Source organism: Streptomyces sp. NPDC002577 (assembly GCF_053594815.1).
This window is the reverse complement of sequence record NZ_JBSFWK010000048.1, coordinates 1-20,186: the sequence shown is the minus strand read 5'-3', so window position 1 is coordinate 20,186 and position 20,186 is coordinate 1. Positions and strand designations below refer to the sequence as shown.

Sequence of the window (20,186 nt, the reverse complement as noted above, 5' to 3'; positions counted from 1 at the left end):
TTGCGTGGACGTAACGCTCCAGTGGGACTGCGCGCGGGGCCCGTTGGTGTTTACGTGGTGTTGGACCGTTGCGCGATCTGTCGTCACGGAGGTGTGCGCCATGCAGGATGCCGCACTGCGGCTGAAGACTCTTGTCGAGCAGTTGCTGGGGAGCCCGCTCCCGGTACGTGTCCGCGCCTGGGACGGATCGGAAGCAGGACCGCCGGGTGCCCCCACGCTCGTCGTACGCCACCGCCGCGCCCTGCGGCGCCTGCTGTGGAAGCCGGGTGAACTGGGGCTGGTCCGCGGCTGGGTGGCCGGCGACCTCGATGTGGACGGCGATCTCTACGAGGCCCTGGACCTGATGTCCGGGCTCATCTGGGAGCGCGGCGAGGACGCCAGGGGTACGTGGGACACGCTGCGCGCCCCTGAGGCGCGCGCCGCCGTCCGCGGCCTCGTCAAGCTGGCAGGACCCTTCCTTCCGCCGCCCCCGCCGCGCGAGGAGATGCGGCGGCACGGACGCCTGCACCTGCACACCAGGAGAAGCGACAAGCGGGCCGTCAGCCACCACTACGACGTGGGCAACGACTTCTACGAACTGGTGCTCGGCCCGTCGATGGTCTACTCGTGCGCGTACTGGGAGAGCCCTGAGGGCTCCCTCGAGGACGCGCAGCGCGACAAGCTCGAACTGGTGGCCAGGAAGCTGGGTCTGGGGCCCGGGCAGCGGCTGCTCGACGTCGGCTGCGGCTGGGGCTCCATGGCGATCCACGCGGCCCGCGAGTACGGCGTCAGCGTCGTCGGCATCACGCTCTCCGGCGAGCAGGCGGCGTACGCGCGCAAGCGGATCGCGGAGGAGGGCCTGACGGACCGGATCGAGATCCGCGTCCAGGACTACCGCGACGTCGTCGACGGCCCGTACGACGCGATCTCCTCGATCGGTATGGCCGAGCACGTCGGCTCCGCCCGCTACCTGGAGTACGCGAAGAGCCTGTACGCCCTGCTCAAGCCCGGCGGGCGGCTGCTCAACCACCAGATCGCGCGCCGCCCCCAGACCGACGAATCCACCTACCACGTCGACGAGTTCATCGACGCGTACGTCTTCCCGGACGGGGAGCTCCAGCCGGTCGGCGCCACCGTGGGGCTGCTGGAGCAGGCAGGCTTCGAGGTGCGCGACCTCGAGTCGATCCGCGAGCACTACGCCCTGACGCTGCGCCGCTGGGTGGCCAACCTGGAGGCGAACTGGTCTGCCGGCGCCCGGCTGACGAGCCCCGGCCGGGCCCGCGTCTGGCGCCTCTACATGGCGGCCTCGGCGCTGTCCTTCGAGCGCAACCGCATCGGCGTCAACCAGGTCCTGGCGGTCAAGTCGCCGGAGTCCGGCACGTCGGGGATGCCGCTGCGGGCCCGTACCTGGGGCTGACGCACGAACCGACCGGCACACGGACCGGCGCACGGAGGACGGCAGGAGGGCCCGGACGGAATCACCGTTCGGGCCCTCCTGCCGTCATGCGGCCTCCACACGGAACGCACCGACTCGGTTTCATTCGTTGGGGTGACATCTGTTTCGGGGAGAGCCGGGCACCCGAAGGTGTGAGACGGCGGGGCTGCGGGCCCGTGAGGCAGGTGACGGGGCGGTGAAATTCCGTCATTCCGCGCCGCGGGCCCGGGGGAGCGCTCGGGCTCTTGGCAAGTGCGGATTACACGCTTCGGGGCCTGATGCACCCTCAGACGTCAATAAAATAAGACAACATCGGTCTGTCGTTCCGCTGTTCGGGGGATGTGCGCCGGATAGGCTCTGCCCCTGGTGTGGAGCCACGACCTGCCCGGATGGTGGAAAGCAGACACGGCGAGCTTAAACCTCGCTGCCCCTTCGCGGGCGTGCCGGTTCAAGTCCGGCTCCGGGCACTCCCACGCTGCGGCGACCGGCTTGAGTAACGGCCGTCCTCCCGCTCTTCCGAGGGCGCGATGAACCCGCCGGGGGCCTCCCCCTCTCCAGGACGCCCGACGACCCCGCCGCCCACCCGCTACGGCACGCGCACGGTGTTGAAGCGCCCCGCCGTGTGCAGGTCGGCCTCGATCTCCGCGGCCGTCTCGCGAAGGGCGGGCAGCAGGGCGTCGCGGGTCTCCTCGAGAGGCGCATCACCGGAGTGCTGCGCCACGTTGAGGGCGGCGATCACGTGGCCGTGTGCGTCCCTCACGGGTACGGCGATCGAGCGCAGGCCCTCCTCCAGTTCCTCGTCGATGGCCGCGTAGCCCTGCTCGGCCGTGGTCCGCACGATGTCGGCGATGGCAGGCACCGAGGCGACCGTGCGCCGGGTGAGGGGCCGGGGCGGTGCGGCCCCCAGCAGGCGGGTGCGCTCGGCCTCCGGCAGCCCGGCCAGCAGCACCCGGCCCATGGCCGTCGCATACGCCGGAAAGCGCGTCCCGGGCGCGATGTGCACGCTCATGATGCGGACGGTCGGTACGCGCGCCACGTACAGGATGTCCGTGCCGTCGAGCACCGTCAGGGACGCGGACTCGTGGACACGGCCGACGAGGTCGCGCACGTGCGGCTCGGCGAGTTCGGCGAAGGAGAGCGCGGAGAGGCGGGCGTAGCCGAGCTCCAGGATGCGGGGCAGGGGGCGGAAGAGACGGCCGTCGTGGGTCGCGTACCCCTCCTGCTCCAGGGTGATCAGGCAGCGGCGGGCGGTGGCCCGCGGCAGCCCCGTCGCCGCGGCGAGCGCCGTGAGCGGCAGCCCCTCGCCGCGCGCCGCACCCAGCGCGCACAACACGGCCAGCCCGCGCGCGAGCGACTGCAGGAAGCCCGCGCCGAGTTCGGCCTTGGCGTGGCGCGCGGCGTCGGCGGGGGAGGCCGCCTCGGGCCCACCCGGAGTGGCGGCGCCGATGGCGGGTGGCTGCTCGACCGCCTCGGGCCTGCCCCGCGTCGGCATATGGCCGGGAGGAGCCCCCGCGGCGGCGCCCCAGGCCGAGGGCGGCGGCGCCGTGTGTGCGCGTTCGAGCGCCTCGGCGAGCCACGCCGCCTCCTCCTGGAGCCGCGGCAGTACGGCCTTCGCGAGGCCCTCCGCCGTATGCCTGCTCGTATGGCTGACGGCGCTCAGCACGCACCGGACGCCTCCGCCGGGGGCGGGAACCGGCACGGACACGGCCACCAGACCCGGTTCGATCAGCTGGTCGTCCAGCGCCCAGCCCGCCGTTCCCGCCCGCCGCGCCCGGTCGGCGAACTCGGCCTCCGGGACCTGGCGCGGCGGCACCGCCGTGAACGCGTGGGCCGCCGGGTCGGCGGCCCGGCGGGTGCGCCACTCCGCCCACCGCGCCTCGTCCCAGGCCGCGGCGAACAGCGCCCCCGGCGCGCACCGCTCGGCCGGCAGCAGGTCGCCGATGCGGAAGGCCACGGACATGGTGCGGCGCCGGGTCGTCTGTGCGACGAACCGGGCGCCATCCCTGTCGGGCACGGCAAGCGACACCGACTCGTCGAGCTCGTCCGCGAGGCGCGCCGTGCGCTCGGCGATCTCGGCGGTCAGCCCGGCCGCGGCCAGATACGCGTTGCCCAGCTCCATCAGCCCCGGCGTCAGACGCAGCTCCTGACCCTGCTGGCGCACGTGACCGAGCCGGATCAGCGTCGCCACGACCCGGTCCACGGTCGAGCGGGCCAGGCCCGTGGCGCGCACGAGGTCGCCCGCGCGCACCTGGTCCCCGTACGGGGCCGACGCCAGTGCGCGCAGCACGGCGAGGCCGCGCTCCAGCGGGCGTACGGACTCGTCGGCCATCGCGGCCCTCCCTTTCCTGACCTGCGGCGAGACGTCTCGACCCGCCGGTGGCGAGAGGCCCGGCTGTGCCGTGGATTACGGCACGACCCGTTGACACGGGCAGGAAGCCGGAAGAGACTCCCGCTTAAGCAACATTATGAACTTAAGTTCACCACGCGAACAAGTCGCCACCTGAACAAGAGGACAAGGGGTCTCGCATGCGCACCACCGTCGGCATCATCGGAGCCGGTCCGGCAGGTCTCCTCCTCGCCCGCCTGCTCCACAACGCGGGCATCGACTCCGTCGTCCTGGAGAGCCGCGACCGGGCGTACGTCGAGCAGCGCCAGCGCGCCGGGATCCTGGAGCAGGGCACCGTCGACGTGTTGCGCGAGGCCGGCGCCGGGGAGCGCATGGACCGCGAGGGACTGCGCCACGACGGGATCGAGCTGCGCTTCGAGCGCCGCCGCCACCGCGTCGACTTCCCGGAGCTGACCGGCGGCAAGTCGGTGATGGTCTATGCGCAGACCGAGGTGTGCAAGGACCTGATCGCGCTGCAGCTCAAGGAGGGCGGGCCGCTGCTGTTCGAGGCCGAGGCGCTGGCCGTGGAGGGCGCCGACACCGACAGCCCGAGGGTCCGCTTCCGGCACGAGGGCCGCGAGGACGTCCTCGAGTGCGACTACGTCGTCGGCTGCGACGGCTTCTGGGGCGTCGCCCGCAAGGCTGTCCCGGCGGAGCTCTCCCAGGTCTTCGAACGGACGTACCCTTTCGGCTGGCTCGGCATCCTCGCCGACGTGCCGCCCTCGCACGACGAGCTGATCTACGCCCGCCACGATCGCGGCTTCGCCCTGCTCAGCATGCGCTCGCCGGCCGTGTCCCGGCTCTACCTCCAGGTGCCCGAGGGCACGGACGCCGACGAGTGGAGCGACGAGGCGATCTGGGACGAGCTGGAGCGGCGCTTCGAGACGGACGACGACTGGCAGTTGGAGCGCGGGCCGATCACGCAGAAGTCCGTGACGCCCATGCGCAGCTTCGTCCACGAGCCCATGCGCCACGGCCGGCTCTTCCTCGCCGGGGACGCCGCCCACATCGTGCCGCCCACCGGCGCGAAGGGCCTCAACCTCGCCGTCGGCGACGTCGTCACCTTCGCCCGCGCCCTCATCGAGTTCCGGGCGACGGGCGACTCGACCCCGCTCGACTCCTACTCCGAGACGTGCCTGCGCCGCGTCTGGCAGGCCGAGCGCTTCTCGTACGCGATGACGACCATGCTGCACCGCGCCCCCGACGCGACCCCCTTCGACGACCGCATCCAGCTCGCCCAGCTGGACCGGATCGCCACCGCACGCTCGGCCGAGACCGATCTCGCGGAGGGATACACCGGCTTCCCCCTGGACTGACCGGCTCTCCCTGGACTGAGCGGCTTTCCTTGACCAGCCGGCTTCCCCCTGAACCGACCGGCCCGCTGAACCGTTGGAAGAACTGGCCGGCCAGGACAGAATCGTTCAGCCGTCCGGCGCAACCGAACCGCCTCCGGCGGCGTGGTAGCGAGCGGAGGAATATCGGGGGAATGCCAGATCAAACACCGGTGTTCGAGGTCACAAGCGGGGAAAGATCCTCCCCAAGCACTAGAGGCAATTCTTTGCCCGGCCATTACCCTTGGGGCAAGGCCGCGCAGGGCGGCCATGGAGGAGTGAAATGAGGAGCAGTAACCCGGTCTTCTCGCGACGGGGGTTCAGCCGCGACAACGGCTACGCGGGCTTCAACGCGCAGCAGCCGCAGGCCGGGGGACCCGCTGTCGGGACGCAGTACGCCCAGGGCAACCCCTACGCGGGCGGCAACCCGTACGCGCAGGCGCCCAACAACCCCTACGCCCAGAACCCGTACGCGCCCCAGGACCTGCAGTACGGCGCCCCGCCGCAGGCCCCGGTCACCACCGGCCGCATGACGATGGACGACGTCATCATGCGCTCGGCCATGACGCTCGGCACGGTCGCCGTCTTCGCCGTCCTGGCCTGGGCCGTGCTGCCGGTGTCGTCCACGAGCTACGGCCTCGCCGTCGGCTCCGGACTCGTGGCGTTCGTGCTGGCCATCATCCAGTCCTTCAAGCGCAAGGCGTCGCCCGCGCTGATCCTCGGCTATGCCGCCTTCGAGGGTGTCTTCCTCGGCGTCATCAGCGAGATGTTCAACAGCCAGTGGAGCGGCGCGCCCTTCCAGGCCGTGCTGGGCACCATGGCGGTCTCCGCCGCCACGCTGCTGGTCTACAAGGCCGGCTGGGTCCGCGTCACCGCCCGGTACGCACGCATCGGCATGGCGATCGCCATCGCGTTCGTCCTGGTCATGGCGGTGAACCTGCTGCTGGTCGCCTTCGGCGTCGCCGAAGACGGCGGACTGCGCAGCATGGGCCCGCTCGGCGCGATCGTCGGCGTCATCGCGATCCTGCTCGGCGCCTTCTTCCTCACCCTCGACTTCAAGCAGATCGAGGACGGCATCGCCTACGGCGCCCCCCGCGAGGAGGCGTGGCTGGCCGCGTTCGGCCTGACCATGACGCTCGTGTGGATCTACGTCGAGATGCTGCGGCTGGCCGCCATCTTCAGCAGCAGCGACTAAAGGGCCGCGGACGGCTGCCTCCCACGGCAGCCGCCACCGGCACAACGGCGAGGGGCCCGCGAACCACCTGGTTCGCGGGCCCCTCGCCGTTGTGTTGTGACGCCTTCCGGCGGCGCGCGCTCAGAGCAGCTTGCGCGCGGCCCGCCTCAGGTCGTGCTCGTGAATGATTGCCTTGGCGTGCCCGTACGCGAGATTGTGCTCGGCACGGAGCCAGCTGACCTTCTCTTCGAAGCGGAAGAGAGCGGGGCCTTCATCGACAGCCCGAAGCCAGTCGGAGACTTCACGGCCGGTGCACTGAGGGATGCGAGCGAGCAGATTGCGGTGGGTCTCCTCGGAGAAGACTTGGGACATCGGCGCCTCCGGACGCATTCGATGTGTTCCGTCCTTCACGCCACCGTGCCTGAGCGTTCGCCCGTTGGCAACAGCCCGGGTCGGGCGCATAGGGTCGCGGCGTGCTAGATACGACTCCATTGACGTCCGCCGTGGACCATTTCGCCGACCGTCTCAGGGCCGCTCCGCAGAGCCGACTGCAGCGTGGCGCGGCGGCCGAGGCACTGGCCCTGGCCAGGGAACTCTCGCTGCGGGCCCAGCGTCTGGAGGACCCGGAGGCGGAGCCGCGCGAGATGCCGGACGCGGGGATGTTCGCGGCCGCGGACCAGATCACGGTCGCGGTCCGCGACCTGGCGCTCGTACTGCAGGACGAGCGTCAGCTCGCCGAGGCGGTGGCGCTGGTGGCGGAGGCCCAGAAGCGGGCCGGGGTGTAGCCGCTCTTCCGCGCCCGAAGGCGATTTTTTAGGCGCGCCCCGATCAATGGGCGCGTCCCGGGACGACGCCGTGTCCCAGGACGGCAGGGGTGCACCCGGGGGGCGATGGCGCGCGCCGAGCGGAGGGGCGGGGCCCCGGCCAAGGGGCCCGGCTACGAGGCCCCGTAGCGGGGGCCCCGGAAATCAGAGGCTGGCGATGACCCGGTCCGCCAGGACGTACACGTTCTCGTCACCGCACGCGAAGGTCAGCGCGTAGGCGCCGGAGACGGCGGAGCCGCCCAGCAGCACGGGGGCCTCGCCGTCGCGCAGTGCGACGGCCAGCCGCTCGGCCGTCTCGCGGTGGCCCGGGGTCATGCACAGCGTCGTACCGTCCGCGAACACATACACATCGAGCGTGCCCAGCGGCCCTGGCCGCACGTCGGCCAGCGTCGTGCCGGACTCGGCGAGCTTCTCAAGACGGGACATGGTGCGCTCGTGGTCGTCGCCGCCCCGGGTCTGCGCCGGGACGAAGTCCGGGTGCGAGGGGTGACGGCGCCGGGCCGCGGCCAGCTCGGCGGACTCCCCGGCGAACTCGTCGGCTTCGGATGCGGGCTCGGCCACCGGCTCGAGGCGCTCCAGGCCCGCGAAGTCGGACGGGCGGGGCAGATACCCGTCGTCGAACGGCAGTCCGAGCAGCGACGGGGCGTCCGTGGCGTCACGCGCCTCCTGCGCCGCCCAGAACGCACGGGCCTCCGCCAGCTCGCGCTCACGCTCGTCTGCGAGGGCGGCGGCGACGGCAAGGCGTATCGCGTCGGAGTCGGACGTCGTACGGGCGGCGGGCACCGCGACACGGGTGAATGCCGTGCGCCCCTCGGCCAGCTCCACGCGCAGCGCCGCGATCTGCTTGCGCACCCCGTGCAGCGAGCGCAGGGCGGCGACGCCCACGACCGTGGCGGCGGTCGTGGTGAGCAGCAGGGCTAGAGGCATGGCACTCACGACGTACTCCTGAATTCAGACAGAGACCCCCGACTTCTTACCTCAGCTTGGGGCCTGTGCCACCCGGCTGTCAGTGCAATACGTCACCAACTGGACAGTTCTTTGGTCCCGGGTTTCCACCGGCGCCGGACTGACCTGCAGATATGGCTCTCCCCCAGGAGATAAGTCACATCCTGGGGGAGATTGGATCACGAATCGGCCCGGGAGAGGCTCAGCTGAGGCGCTCGATGACCATGGCCATGCCCTGGCCGCCGCCGACGCACATGGTCTCCAGACCGAACTGCTTGTCGTGGAACTGCAGGCTGTTGATCAGGGTGCCGGTGATGCGGGCGCCCGTCATGCCGAAGGGGTGGCCGACCGCGATGGCGCCGCCGTTGACGTTCAGCTTGTCGATGTCGATGCCGAGATCGCGGTAGGACGGGATGACCTGGGCGGCGAAGGCCTCGTTGATCTCGACCAGATCGATGTCGCCGATGGTCAGCCCGGCGCGGGACAGGGCCTGCTGCGACGCCTCCACCGGGCCGTAGCCCATGATCTCGGGGGACAGGCCCGAGACGCCGGTGGACACGATGCGGGCGAGCGGGGTGAGACCCAGCTCGCGGGCCTTGGTGTCGCTCATGATCACGAGGGCCGCGGCGCCGTCGTTGAGCGGGCAGCAGTTGGCGGCGGTGACACGGCCGTCGGGACGGAACACGGGCTTCAGGCCCTGCACGCCTTCGAGCGTGACGCCGGCACGCGGACCGTCGTCCTGGCTCACCACGGTCCCGTCCGGGAGCGTCACCGGGGTGATCTCGCGCTCCCAGAAGCCCTTGGCGATGGCCTGCTCGGCGAGGTTCTGCGAGCGGACGCCGAACTCGTCCATCTCCTCGCGCGTGACGCCCTTGAGGCGGGCGAGGTTCTCGGCGGTCTGGCCCATCGAGATGTACGCGTCGGGCAGCAGGCCGTCCTCGCGCGGGTCGTGCCAGTCCGCGCCCTCGGTCTCGGCGACGGCGGCGGTACGGGCCTCGGCCTCCGCGAAGAGGGGGTTGCGCGTGTCCGGAAGGCTGTCGGAGTTGCCCTTGGTGAAGCGGGAGACCATCTCGACACCGGCCGAGATGAAGACGTCGCCCTCGCCCGCCTTGATGGCGTGCAGCGCCATACGGGACGTCTGCAGCGACGAGGAGCAGTAACGGGTGATCGTGCAGCCCGGCAGGTGGTCCATGCCCATCTGCACGGCGACGATGCGGCCCAGGTTGTTGCCCTGCTCGCCGCCGGGCAGACCACAGCCGAGCATCAGGTCGTCGATGTCCCTCGGGTCCAGCTCGGGGACCTTGGCCAGGGCGGCCTGGATGATCGTGGCGGTCAGGTCGTCCGGCCGCAGATCTTTGAGCGAGCCCTTGAAGGCGCGGCCGATCGGCGAACGGGCGGCTGAGACGATCACGGCTTCGGGCATCACGGCTCCAGGTGTCCGGTGAGGAATCGGGCAGGACTCACTGGGAAGTTACCCGTACGTATCGCGATGGTCATGCGATACGTACTGTGATGAGGGCCGCATTTCTAAGCGCCCGCTCAGTGTCAGGGTACGTCGTGGGTTGCGGCTACCCGTCCCGGGTGCGGGTCCCGCGCGAGGGCGCCGTACGACGTGCGTTGTGCCCACCCTCCCCCATTGCCTCAAGGGCATGGGAGGCACCCCCATCGCCTGGGGGCACCTCCCAGCGGTAGCTGGGGGAGGAACGACTGCCCACAACAGTGGGTCGGGGCCGGCGCGGCCCCGACCCACCCACCGGCAGGTGGCGAACCGAAGCGGACTACGTCGCCCGGTTCGAGGCCGGGTCCGGGGCCGCAGCCCCGGACGCGTCCTGCTCCGGGGCCGGGCTCGGAACAGGGTCTGTCGCCGGGACGCGGCGCCTGCGGCGCCGCTTGAGGAGGGCCCACGGCCCCCGCGGCCCCGAGGGAACCGCGGCCGTGACCTCCGTACCGCCCTCCGCCGCGGCTTCCACGGCCGCCCGGGCCACCGGCAGGAACCCCTCCCGCCGCGAGGCGTCCGGACGCTCCTCCTCGGCCGGCCACAGCCCCAGCGCGGCGCACACGGTGGGCAGGATGGCCATGGCCGCGGTGGCGTACCCCTCGGCCGACGGGTGGTAGTTGTCGGGGCCGAACAACTCCCGCGGGTTCGCCGCGAACTCGGGCCCGAGCAGATCGCCCAACGACACCGTCCGGCCGCCCTGCTCCACCACGCCGATCGTCTGCGCGGCGGCCAGCTGGCGCGAGGCGCGGCGCGCCAGCCAGCGCAGCGGCTGCTGCACCTGCTCGACCGTGCCCAGATCAGGGCAGGTCCCGACGACCACCTCGGCGCCCGCGGTCCGCAGCCGGCGTACCGCCGCAGAGAGGTAGCGCACGGAGCGCGTGGGCGGCATCCGGCGCGTCACGTCGTTCGCACCGATCATGATCACGCAGATGTCGGGGACCCGGTCCGAGTCCACGAGTGCCCGCGTCACCTGCCGGTCCAGGTCGTCGGACCTGGCCCCGGGCAGCGCCACGTTCCGCAGGTCGACGGGCCGTTCGGCGACGGCCGCGAGCCCCGAGGCGAGCAGCGCCCCGGGCGTCTGCCGGGCCCGGCGCACGCCCTGCCCGGCCGCCGTCGAATCGCCGAGCATGGTCAGCCGGAGGGGTCCGTCCGGCGCGGGGTACTGGAGCCCGAACAGCCCGTCCGCGCGCGGCGGCGGATCCATGGCGCCATTCCCGACGTGACGTTTTGCCATCTGCACCTCGGTCAGTAACACCCCGACCGCAGCAGCGCCCAGCAACCCGATCCCGCCACCGCCGTACGCCGCGCCCGCGGCGATTCGCCGTGCCACCCTCGCCCTCGACATACGCCGGAGCCACCTCCTCGTAGCCGTACAACCACACCTTGCCCCGTGAAGTGGGCGGCCCAATCGCAACGGCACGTGAACGGAGGCCCCTGCGGCCTTAGGCTGACGGCACCATCCCTATGCGGATCCCTGATGGATCCCTGCGCAGATTCCTGTGCAGATCCCTGTGCGGCTTCCTCTTGCAGCTCCGGAGACAACGGTGCAATTCCACGACTCGATGATCAGCCTCGTCGGCAACACCCCGCTGGTGAGGCTCAACAACGTGACCGCGGGCATCCAGGCGACCGTCCTGGCGAAGGTCGAGTACTTCAACCCCGGCGGTTCCGTGAAGGACCGCATCGCCCTGCGCATGATCGAGGCCGCCGAACAGAGCGGCGAGCTGCAGCCGGGCGGCACGATCGTCGAGCCCACCAGCGGAAACACCGGCGTCGGCCTGGCGATCGTGGCCCAGCAGAAGGGCTACAAGTGCATCTTCGTCTGCCCTGACAAGGTGTCGACCGACAAGATCAACGTCCTTCGGGCGTACGGAGCGGAGGTCGTCGTCTGCCCCACGGCCGTCGCCCCGGAGCACCCGGACTCGTACTACAACGTCTCCGACCGGCTCGTGCGGGAGACCCCCGGCGCCTGGAAGCCGGACCAGTACTCCAACCCCAACAACCCGCTCTCGCACTATCACTCGACCGGCCCCGAGCTGTGGGAACAGACCGACGGAAAGATCACCCATTTCGTGGCGGGCGTCGGCACCGGCGGGACGATCTCCGGTACCGGCCGCTATCTGAAGGACGCCAGCGACGGCCGCGTGAAGGTGATCGGCGCCGACCCCGAGGGCTCCGTCTACTCCGGCGGTTCCGGGCGTCCGTATCTCGTCGAAGGCGTCGGCGAGGACTTCTGGCCGACCGCCTACGACCGCACCGTCGCCGACGAGATCATCGCCGTCTCCGACAAGGACTCCTTCCAGATGACCCGCCGCCTCGCCCGCGAGGAGGGCCTGCTGGTCGGCGGCTCCTGCGGCATGGCGGTGGTGGCGGCACTGCGCGTCGCCGAGCGGCTCGGCCCGGACGACGTCGTGGTCGTGCTCCTCCCCGACAGCGGCCGGGGCTACCTCAGCAAGATCTTCAACGACGAGTGGATGGCGGACTACGGCTTCCTGGAGGACGCCGGCCCCAGCGCGCGCGTCGGCGACGTACTGAACGACAAAGAGCGCGGCAGCATCCCCTCGCTCGTCCATATGCACCCGGACGAGACGGTCGGTCAGGCCATCGAGGTGCTGCGCGAGTACGGCGTCTCGCAGATGCCGATCGTCAAGCCGGGCGCCGGGCATCCGGACGTGATGGCCGCCGAGGTCGTGGGCTCGGTCGTCGAACGCGAGCTGCTGGACGCCCTGTTCACGCAGCGCGCCTCGCTCGACGACCCGCTGGAGAAGCACATGTCGGCGCCGCTGCCGCAGGTCGGCTCAGGTGAGCCGGTCGGCGACCTGATGTCCGTACTGGGCACCGCGGACGCGGCGATCGTGCTGGTCGAGGGCAAGCCGACCGGCGTGGTGAGCAGGCAGGACCTGCTGGCGTTCCTGGCCAAGGGCGGCAAGCAGTAACCGATTCCGGGGGAACGCGGGTTCGGGTCGGCGGGAACGCCGGTTCGGACCTTCGGGAACTTCGTGGAAGTGGTACGCACGCGTCACGTCCGCGCAGCACCCGCTTAACACGGGTCCGGCACATTAGTGGTTGTCGGCAGGGAGGGAGCGGCTCCCCTCCCAGGCCGGCAACCCAAACGGCGTCAAGGACCTCCGGAGCGGCTCCCGGACCTCCATGGACGCCACGGACGCGCAGCCCGGCCCTGACCCGGCCCGCGTCCCTCGCGGGGACCGCCGTCGTCCCGCCCCCCGGTAACGGGGGTGCGGCGGTCCCCGCGCAATGCTTGCCGCTGTGGCTCAGCGGGTCGTAGGGCGCCCCAGATTTCTGGGGCGCCCTGTGTCGTGGTGTGCGAGGCGTCTACTCCTCCCAGCCGGAGGGCTTCCCCCTGCGCGTGCCGAAGCCCGGGCGGGTGCGCAGGGACTGGACCGTGTTGACGCCGACGATTCCTGCCCAAGCCACGGCGAGGCCGGGGAAGCCCGCTGTTCCGGCGCCGATCGCGGAGAGCGGGATGGCGAGGATCAGGGAGACCAGGCCGAAGCCGAAGCGTTCTGCCCATGAGTCGCCGGAGCGCGGAGGTCGCGAGCCCCGCGCGGCCGCCATCTGCTGCTCAGCGAGATGGCGCCGTACCCGCTGGTCGACCATGGCGTCGAGGCGTTGATCGACCTTGTCCAGGAACGACTCGACCAGCGCGGAGTCGTACTCCTCGCCGAGCTCCCTGCGCGCCTGCAGGGTGGCGTCGAGTTCCTTCTTGAGTTCGGCGTCACGGGTGTCCATGCCACCACGCTACGGAGCCGGCGCGGCTCGGTCACTGGGGCTAACCCCCCTCTTCGAGTGCGTCGCCCCGGGGCTTACTGCGCCTTGGTGAGCTCCTTCCGGGCCGCGTATGCCTGAGCCACGTCCTCCGGGTCCTTCTTGTCCTTGTCCACCTGCCGATTGAGTTCGGTGAGGTCCTCCGTCGTCAGTACGTTGCCCAGCTCGGCGAGCGCCCTGCGGACCGTCGAGTCGGCCTTGCGGTCGGCGATGAGGGGGACGATGTGCTGGCCGGGGATGAGGTTCTTGGGGTCGGTGAGGACGACCCAGTCGTTGGCCTGGATGTCGGTGTCGGTGGTGAAGAGGTTCGCGACGTCCACATCGCCCTTCTTCAGGGCGCCCTTGACCAGTGGCCCGGAGGAGTCCAGCGACTTGAACTCCTTGAACTCGACACCGTAGACGTCCTTCAGGCCGACCACGCCGACGGCGCGCTTCTTGACCTCGGGGGCGGCTCCGATGACGAGCTTGCCGTTCTGCTTGGCCAGGTCGGCCAGTGACGTGAGCCCGTACTTCTTCGCCGTCTCGCGCGTGACGACGAACGCGTCCGAGTCCTCGGCCATCCCGTACGGCAGGACCTGCAGGCCGCTGGGCAGGGCGATGGCGAGGGCGTTCTGCATCTCGCCCTCCTCCGTGGCCTTCGCCTTCGGCGCGAGGTAGTGCAGCAGCGCGCCCTGGTACTCGGGCAGGAGATCGATGTCGCCGCCCTTGAGTGCGGGGATGAGGATCTCGCGGGTGCCGAGGTTGGGGCGGACCGTGGTCTTCACGCCGGCCGCCTCCAGGACGGCGGCGTACAGGTAGCCGAGCACCTGGTTCTCGGTGAAGTTGGCGGTGCCGATGGTGATGCCGTTCTTGCTGGAGCCGGCGCCGGTGCCGACGCCGCCCTGGCCGTCGAGCGAGGTGATGCCGCTGCCGCAGGCGGCGAGTGCGGGGACGGAGGCGGCGGCGAACAGGCCGCCGAGGAGAGTCCTGCGGTTCATGGTTCGTTGCTCCTTGGCCCTAGGCGGGGCGGTGTCGGAAGAGGGCGCGCTGGAGGCCGGCGAGCGCGAGGTCCAGGGCGACGGCGATGACCGCGACCAGAACCGCGCCGCCCAGCACCTGAACGAGGTCGCGCTGGGCCAGGCCGTCGAAGACGTACCGGCCGAGGCCACCGAAGCTGACGTACGCGGCGATGGTGGCCGTCGCGACCACCTGGATCAGCGCGAGCCGCAGGCCGGTCATGATCAGCGGCAGGGCGAGGGGGAGCTCCACCTGGAAGAGGACCTGGTGGGCGCGCATGCCCTGGCCGCGGGCCGCGTCCTTCACCTCCGGGTCGACGGCGGTCATGCCCGCGTAGGTGTTGGTCACGATGGCCGGGACGGCGAGGGCGACCAGCGCCACGTACACCGGCCACATGGACAGGCCGCTGGCCAGGAAGACCAGCACCACCAGGCCGACAGTGGGCAGGGCCCGGCCGAACGACGAGAGGTTGATGGCGAGGAAGGCGCCCCGGCCGGTGTGGCCGATGAGCAGGCCGACGGGCAGGGCGATGGCAGCGGCGATGAGCGTGGCCAGCAGCGAGTACTGGAGGTGCTCGGCGAGGCGGTGTGTGATGCCGTCGGGGCCGGACCACTGGTCGCCGCTGACCAGCCAGGCGCCGAGGTTCTTGAACAGCTCGTACATGGGCTCAGGCCCCCCGCTTCTGACGGGTCCAGGGAGTCAGGACGTGCTGGACGGCGACCAGTAGCGCGTCCGCGACCAGCGCAAGCAGCAGTGTCAGGGCGACGCCGACCAGGACCGGGGTGGGGAAGTTGCGCTGGAAGCCGTCGGTGAACAGCTGGCCGAGGCCGCCGTCACCGATGTAGGTCGCCACCGAGACGAGGGAGATCGACATGACCGTGGCGATCCGGACGCCCGCCATGATCACCGGGAGCGCGAGCGGGAGCTCGACGGTGAGCAGCACGCGCAGCGGCCTGGTGCCCATGGCCGTCGCGGCCTCCTTGGTCCGGGTGGGGACGGAGTCGAGGCCCTCGACGGTGTTCCGCAGCAGCACGACCAGGGTGTAGATCGTCAGGCCGATGACGGTGGTGGTGCGGGTCAGACCGGAGACCGGGAGCAGCAGTACGAAGATCGCGATCGACGGGATCGTGAAAAGGACGTTCGACAGGCCGAGCAGGAAGCCGCGGAGCGGGCGGATCCGGTGCGCCACGACGGCCAGCGGCAGGGAGATCAGCAGCCCGAAGAAGACGGCGGACAGGGCGGCCTGGAGATGCGAGACGGTGAGGGTGGCCAGGTCGCCCGCATGGTCGGATATCCAGCTCCACTCGATGGTCATGCGGCGACACTCGCTTCGGCGTGGGCGCGTCCCGCGTGGATGTGGATGTCGTCGCGCGAGGTGACGCCGGTGAGGGCACCGTCGGCGTCGACGCGGGCCACGAGCCCGGCGGGTGAGGCGACGGCCTCGTTGAGCGCGGACAGCAGCGCGTCGGCGTCGCGCAGGGGGCGTACGGGGGTGAGTGGAGCGTCCTTCGGGGCCTGCGTGTCGCGCCAGCCGAGGGGCGTACGAGCACTGTCGAGGACCAGTTCCCAGCGGGCGCCCTCCGGCGCCGGGCCCTGCGGGACGTCCGCCAGCGTCGTCAGCGAGAGCAGCTTCAGGCCGCGTTCGGCGCCGAGGAAGTCCGCGACGAAGTCGTCCGCCGGGCGGGCGAGGAGTTCGGCGGGCGAGGCGCACTGGACGAGATGGCCGCCGGTGCGGAAGACCGCGATGCGGTCGCCGAGCCGGACGGCCTCGTCGATGTCGTGCGTGACGAAGACGATCGTCTTGCTCAGCTCCTTCTGGAGCCTGAGCAGTTCGTCCTGGAGCTGGGTGCGGACGACGGGGTCGACGGCGCCGAACGGCTCGTCCATGAGCAGCACGGGCGGGTCGGCGGCGAGTGCGCGGGCCACGCCGACGCGCTGCTGCTGGCCGCCGGAGAGCTGGTGGGGGTAGCGCTTGCCGGCCTCGGCGGGCAGGCCCACGGTCTCCAGCAGCTCCGCCGCCCGCGTACGTGCCTTCCTGCGGCCCCAGCCGAGCAGCAGCGGCACGGTGGCGATGTTGTCGAGCACGGTGCGGTGCGGGAAGAGTCCGGCCTGCTGGATGACGTAGCCGATGGAGCGGCGAAGCTCCGCGGCGTCCTGCTGGAGGACGTCGCGGCCGGCGACCCGGATGGTTCCGGAGGTCGGGTCGACCATTCGGTTGATCATGCGGAGGGTCGTGGTCTTTCCGCAGCCGGAGGATCCGACGAGTACGGTGACGCCGCCCTCCGGCATGTCGAGGGAGAGGTCATGGACCGCCGTTGTGCCGTTGGGGAAGCGCTTGTGGACCGCATCGAATTGGATCATGAGATGTCCCTTGCCCGGTCTGCATATTGTCATGCAGAGTTCTCGGTAATGAATAGGTTGTCAATGCTTCAGCGTTAATCGCTGGTTACATATGGCCGAGGACGACCGAGGGGTAAGACACCGACGTCCGGAGAGGGAGGATTTGCGTGTGATGTCGTCTCGCAACATGGACACGGCGGCTCGGGAGCCGTCCGGCAGCGTGGTCCTCGACGGGCAGGAGCTGGCGGTCGCCGATGTCGTGCGGCTCGCCGACGGCACCGCCCGCCCCGTGGCGGGCGCCGAGGCGATGAAGCGCGTCAAGGAGTCCTGGGACGCGGCACGCGAGATCGCCGCGACCGGGCGTGTCTACGGCCGCTCCACCGGCGTCGGCGCCAACCGCAGCGAGGACGTGCCCACCGAGGCCGCCGCCGAACACGGGCTGCGCCTGCTGCGCAGCCACGCCGGCGCCATCGGCGAGGAACTGCCCGCCCGGCAGGTCCGTGCGATGCTCGCGGTGCGCGCCAACCAGCTGCTCGCGGGCGGCGCTGGCCTGCGCCCCGGTGTCGTCACCGCGCTGTGCGACGCCCTGGAGGCGGGCGCGCACCCCGTCGTCAACGAGTTCGGCTCGGTCGGCACCGGTGACATCGCCGCCCTCGCCCAGGTGGGCCTCGCACTCGCCGGCGAACACCCCTGGCGGGGGCAGGGCCCCGAGCCGCAGCCGCTCGACAACAACGACGCGCTCGCCCTCATCAGCAGCAACGCCCTGACACTCGGCCAGTCCGCGCTCGCCCTGCACGAACTGCGCGGCCTCATCGACGCCACCCAGGTCGTCGCCGCCCTGTCGCTGCTCGCGGTCGACGGCTCGCACGAGGCGTACGCGGAGCCGGTGCACGCGGCACGCCGCCACCGTGGCTCGTACGAGGTCGCCCGGCGCATGCGTGAGCTGATCGGCGCCGCCGACCGGCCCACCCCGCCCCTCGGCCGCATCCAGGACCCGTACGGCCTGCGCTGCCTGCCGCAGATCCACGGGCCCGCGCACGACGCGGCCGACACCCTCGCAGAGATACTGACCATCGAGATCAACGCGGCCGCCGAGAACCCGCTGATCTCCCCCGAGGACATGGCGGCCTACCACCACGGCGGCTTCTACATGGCGCAGCTGGCCCTGGCCCTGGACCACTTCAGGCTGGCTCTCGCCTCGGTCGCCCGCCTGTCCACCTCGCGCCTGTCGACCCTCAACGAACCGGCGTACACGCGTCTGCGCCCCTTCCTTGCCGATCACGAGCCCGCCTCGTCCGGGGTGATGATCCTGGAGTACGCCGCCGGGGCCGCGCTCGGCGATCTGCGGGCCTTCTCCGCACCGGCCTCGCTCGGCCACGCTGTACTCTCCCGGGGCGTCGAGGAGCAGGCCAGCTTCGCGTCGCTCGCGGCCCGGCAGACGCTGCGGGCCTGCGGGGCGTTCCGGCTCGTCGTCGGCTGCGAACTCGTCGCCGCCGTACGCGCGCTGCGCCAGCGCGACCTGCGGCCCGAGCCGGAGCTGCCGGTGGGGCGGGCGCTGGAGCTCGCCGAATCGGTGCTCGACCCGGAACTCGCGGACCGGCCGCTCACCGACGACGTGACGGCCGCGGCCGCACTGCTCGACCGGTTCACGGAGCTCATGTCCGAAGTGGTGAAGCGGGCCGACGCGATGACGGGCTCCGCTGTGAGCGATGTGATCACGGGCTCCGCTGTGATGAAGGGTGCGACGCCATGACGGGGGCGGACGCGAGAATGAGGGCCGACGTCGTGACGGGGTCGGGAGCTCAGGACGAGGACCGACGCGGTGACGGAGCCCGAGGCGAGGATGAGGGCCGACGTGATGAGGGGGAAGACGGCATGAGCGTGAGCGACAGTCCGGCCGCCCGGCTGCAGGCGCTGTTCGAGGGGCACCGGCTGACCCCCACCCAGCGCCGCATCGCGCACAGCATGGTGCGCCGGGCCGCCGACGTGCCGTTCCTGTCCAGCGTGGAACTGGCCGAGCTCGCCGGCGTCAGCCAGCCGTCGGTGACCCGCTTCGCCGTCGCACTCGGCTTCGACGGCTATCCCGCGCTGCGCAGGCACCTGCGCGAGGTGGCGCCGGCGGAGGCCCCGGCCGGCGCGACCTCGTCCAACGAGTACCAGCAGGCGGTCGAGGCCGAGATCGAGAACCTCCGCCATCTCGCGGAGCTGCTCGCCGATCCGCGGCCGGTGGCCCGCGCCGGACGCCTGCTCGCGGCGTCCCGCCCGCTGCCGGTCCTCGGCCTGCGCGCGGCCGCGTCCCAGGCGTACGGCTTCGCGTACTTCGCCGCGAAGGTGCATCCGGACGTGCGGCTGCTGAACGAGGGCGGTTCGATGCTCGCCGACCGCATCGACGCGGCCGTCCGGGCCGGGGCGACGGCGCTGCTCTGCTTCGCGCTGCCGCGCCATCCGCGGGAGGTCGTGGACGCGCTGGCGTACGCCCAGGAGGCCGGTCTCACGGTGGTCACGGTCGCCGACAGCGCGTTCGCCCCGGTGGCGAAGGTGTCGGACCTCCTGCTCCCTGCCGCCGTCGGTACGGGCCTCGCCTTCGACACGGCCTGCGCCCCGATGCTGCTGGGCCGGGTGCTGCTGGAGGCGATGTGCGACGACCTGCCGGACGCCCAGGCCCGGCTGGAGGAGTTCGACACGAAGGCGGCTGCGCGGGGCCTGTTCGTCGAGTAGCCGGCGCGGGGCCTTCGTCGTTTCTCATCGGCTCCTCAGAGTCCGCCACTACCCTCCCTCGCTGAACAGGCCGGCGAAGGAGCTGTCAGGAGGCGGAACGTGGCACGCGGAGGTCAGGGGCTTGCTCGGGTCGCGGTGGTCGTACGCGCCGGAGCCGCACCGCTGTGGTGGCTCGGTGTGTTCGCCGCCGGCATCGGCGTACTCCCGCCCGGCCTCACCGGCCGTCGCATCGGGGTGCTCGCAGGCGCCGCTCTCTTCCTGGTGGCCGCCGCCGTCGTGGCGTATGCCCACAGGAAGCGGTATGCGGCCCTCGCCGCCGGTGCCGCGCGCGCGGGCAAGAACGACGTGCTGCAGGACCGCGCCGTGACGGTCCGCAACTGGCGGCGCGGCCACCGCTGGTGGCTGCTGCTCGCCTTCCTCGCCGCGCTGGGCAGCGCGTTCGCTGTGCCGGCGGCCGGCGGGATGCTGCTCGCCGGCACCGGCGCAGGCCTCTGGCTGAAGGCCGCCCGTCTGGGCCGCCGCGAGCGCAACGACGCCGCGCTGCTGTGGGTACGCGTCGACTGGCTCGGCCGGGGCGCCGGCGCCCCGGCGGGCAAGCGGGCCAAGGGCTATCGCACGACGGGCGTCGCGGCGGGCGACGCCGCCCCCGGTGGCTCCCGCCGACGGACGGGCGCACTCGTCTAGGCCCTGTCGTCAAATTCCCGTCGTCCGCCCGGAGGGCGGGCCTCGCGGTGTCTGGTGCGTGCGATCGCAAGGCGCCGGAGCGCCCTCGTG

18 protein-coding genes and 1 tRNA gene are annotated in these 20,186 nt (G+C 71.5%); 9 read left to right on the top strand and 10 right to left on the bottom strand.

The window, feature by feature from the left end:
* Positions 1-100: 100 nt before the first annotated feature.
* Positions 101-1,396 carry a class I SAM-dependent methyltransferase gene (locus tag ACWD4J_RS36685; protein ID WP_451399851.1) on the top strand — a complete coding sequence of 432 codons (1,296 nt, stop codon included), beginning with the start codon at positions 101-103 and terminating at the stop codon, positions 1,394-1,396.
* A gap of 401 nt (positions 1,397-1,797) precedes the next feature.
* Positions 1,798-1,881, top strand: a tRNA-Leu gene (locus tag ACWD4J_RS36680).
* Positions 1,882-2,000: 119 nt separating this feature from the next.
* Here ACWD4J_RS36680 and ACWD4J_RS36675 read toward each other — a convergent pair.
* Positions 2,001-3,743 (bottom strand): IclR family transcriptional regulator domain-containing protein, encoded by a 1,743-nt coding sequence (locus ACWD4J_RS36675; protein WP_451399850.1) that lies wholly within the window; start codon positions 3,741-3,743, stop codon positions 2,001-2,003.
* A gap of 197 nt (positions 3,744-3,940) precedes the next feature.
* Between ACWD4J_RS36675 and ACWD4J_RS36670 the strand changes: the two genes are divergently transcribed.
* Both ACWD4J_RS36670 and ACWD4J_RS36665 read left to right on the top strand, forming a co-directional pair.
* On the top strand, positions 3,941-5,116 hold the full coding sequence (locus ACWD4J_RS36670) for a 4-hydroxybenzoate 3-monooxygenase (protein WP_451399849.1): 1,176 nt from the start codon (positions 3,941-3,943) through the stop codon (positions 5,114-5,116).
* A 298-nt stretch (positions 5,117-5,414) separates the two neighbouring features.
* Positions 5,415-6,326: a Bax inhibitor-1/YccA family protein gene (locus ACWD4J_RS36665; protein WP_451399848.1), complete on the top strand. Its 912-nt coding sequence runs from the start codon at positions 5,415-5,417 to the stop codon at positions 6,324-6,326.
* Between the two features lie 120 nt (positions 6,327-6,446).
* On the opposite strand, the gene ACWD4J_RS36660 is transcribed toward ACWD4J_RS36665, so the two are convergent.
* Positions 6,447-6,677 (bottom strand): DUF4287 domain-containing protein, encoded by a 231-nt coding sequence (locus ACWD4J_RS36660; protein ID WP_451399847.1) that lies wholly within the window; start codon positions 6,675-6,677, stop codon positions 6,447-6,449.
* A 101-nt stretch (positions 6,678-6,778) separates the two neighbouring features.
* On the opposite strand from ACWD4J_RS36660, the gene ACWD4J_RS36655 reads away from it, so the two are divergent.
* Complete coding sequence (locus tag ACWD4J_RS36655) at positions 6,779-7,090, top strand: hypothetical protein (RefSeq protein WP_451399846.1); 312 nt, start codon at positions 6,779-6,781, stop codon at positions 7,088-7,090.
* A 183-nt stretch (positions 7,091-7,273) separates the two neighbouring features.
* Here ACWD4J_RS36655 and ACWD4J_RS36650 read toward each other — a convergent pair whose 3' ends face one another.
* The 3 genes from ACWD4J_RS36650 to ACWD4J_RS36640 form a co-directional block, all read right to left on the bottom strand.
* Positions 7,274-8,056, bottom strand: coding sequence for a hypothetical protein (locus ACWD4J_RS36650; RefSeq protein ID WP_451399888.1), 783 nt, complete (start codon positions 8,054-8,056; stop codon positions 7,274-7,276).
* 220 nt (positions 8,057-8,276) lie between these two features.
* Positions 8,277-9,497 carry an acetyl-CoA C-acetyltransferase gene (locus tag ACWD4J_RS36645; RefSeq protein ID WP_451399845.1) on the bottom strand — a complete coding sequence of 407 codons (1,221 nt, stop codon included), beginning with the start codon at positions 9,495-9,497 and terminating at the stop codon, positions 8,277-8,279.
* A 355-nt stretch (positions 9,498-9,852) separates the two neighbouring features.
* Entirely contained in the window at positions 9,853-10,917 is a 1,065-nt protein-coding gene (locus ACWD4J_RS36640; RefSeq protein WP_451399844.1) for an SGNH/GDSL hydrolase family protein, read from the bottom strand.
* A 199-nt stretch (positions 10,918-11,116) separates the two neighbouring features.
* Between ACWD4J_RS36640 and ACWD4J_RS36635 the strand changes: the two genes are divergently transcribed.
* Entirely contained in the window at positions 11,117-12,508 is a 1,392-nt protein-coding gene (locus tag ACWD4J_RS36635; RefSeq protein WP_451399843.1) for a cystathionine beta-synthase, read from the top strand.
* A gap of 397 nt (positions 12,509-12,905) precedes the next feature.
* On the opposite strand, the gene ACWD4J_RS36630 is transcribed toward ACWD4J_RS36635, so the two are convergent.
* From ACWD4J_RS36630 to ACWD4J_RS36610, 5 genes are all read right to left on the bottom strand, one after another.
* Positions 12,906-13,322, bottom strand: a complete 417-nt coding sequence (locus ACWD4J_RS36630; RefSeq protein ID WP_451399842.1) for a hypothetical protein — start codon at positions 13,320-13,322, stop codon at positions 12,906-12,908.
* Between the two features lie 74 nt (positions 13,323-13,396).
* Positions 13,397-14,335 (bottom strand): ABC transporter substrate-binding protein, encoded by a 939-nt coding sequence (locus ACWD4J_RS36625; protein WP_451399841.1) that lies wholly within the window; start codon positions 14,333-14,335, stop codon positions 13,397-13,399.
* 19 nt (positions 14,336-14,354) lie between these two features.
* A complete protein-coding gene (locus ACWD4J_RS36620) occupies positions 14,355-15,017 on the bottom strand; it encodes an ABC transporter permease (protein WP_451399840.1) in 663 nt (220 codons plus the stop codon).
* A gap of 4 nt (positions 15,018-15,021) precedes the next feature.
* Positions 15,022-15,669, bottom strand: a complete 648-nt coding sequence (locus ACWD4J_RS36615) for an ABC transporter permease (protein WP_451399839.1) — start codon at positions 15,667-15,669, stop codon at positions 15,022-15,024.
* Entirely contained in the window at positions 15,666-16,715 is a 1,050-nt protein-coding gene (locus ACWD4J_RS36610; protein WP_451399838.1) for an ABC transporter ATP-binding protein, read from the bottom strand. Before ACWD4J_RS36610 ends, ACWD4J_RS36615 begins: the two co-directional genes overlap by 4 nt.
* Positions 16,716-16,866: 151 nt before the next feature.
* Between ACWD4J_RS36610 and ACWD4J_RS36605 the strand changes: the two genes are divergently transcribed.
* The 3 genes from ACWD4J_RS36605 (at position 16,867) to ACWD4J_RS36595 (ending at position 20,096) form a co-directional block, all read left to right on the top strand.
* Entirely contained in the window at positions 16,867-18,447 is a 1,581-nt protein-coding gene (locus ACWD4J_RS36605) for an aromatic amino acid ammonia-lyase (protein WP_451399837.1), read from the top strand.
* A 122-nt stretch (positions 18,448-18,569) separates the two neighbouring features.
* A complete protein-coding gene (locus tag ACWD4J_RS36600) occupies positions 18,570-19,412 on the top strand; it encodes a MurR/RpiR family transcriptional regulator (RefSeq protein ID WP_451399836.1) in 843 nt (280 codons plus the stop codon).
* Positions 19,413-19,511: 99 nt separating this feature from the next.
* Positions 19,512-20,096: a hypothetical protein gene (locus ACWD4J_RS36595; RefSeq protein WP_451399835.1), complete on the top strand. Its 585-nt coding sequence runs from the start codon at positions 19,512-19,514 to the stop codon at positions 20,094-20,096.
* The last annotated feature ends 90 nt before the right edge of the window (positions 20,097-20,186 follow it).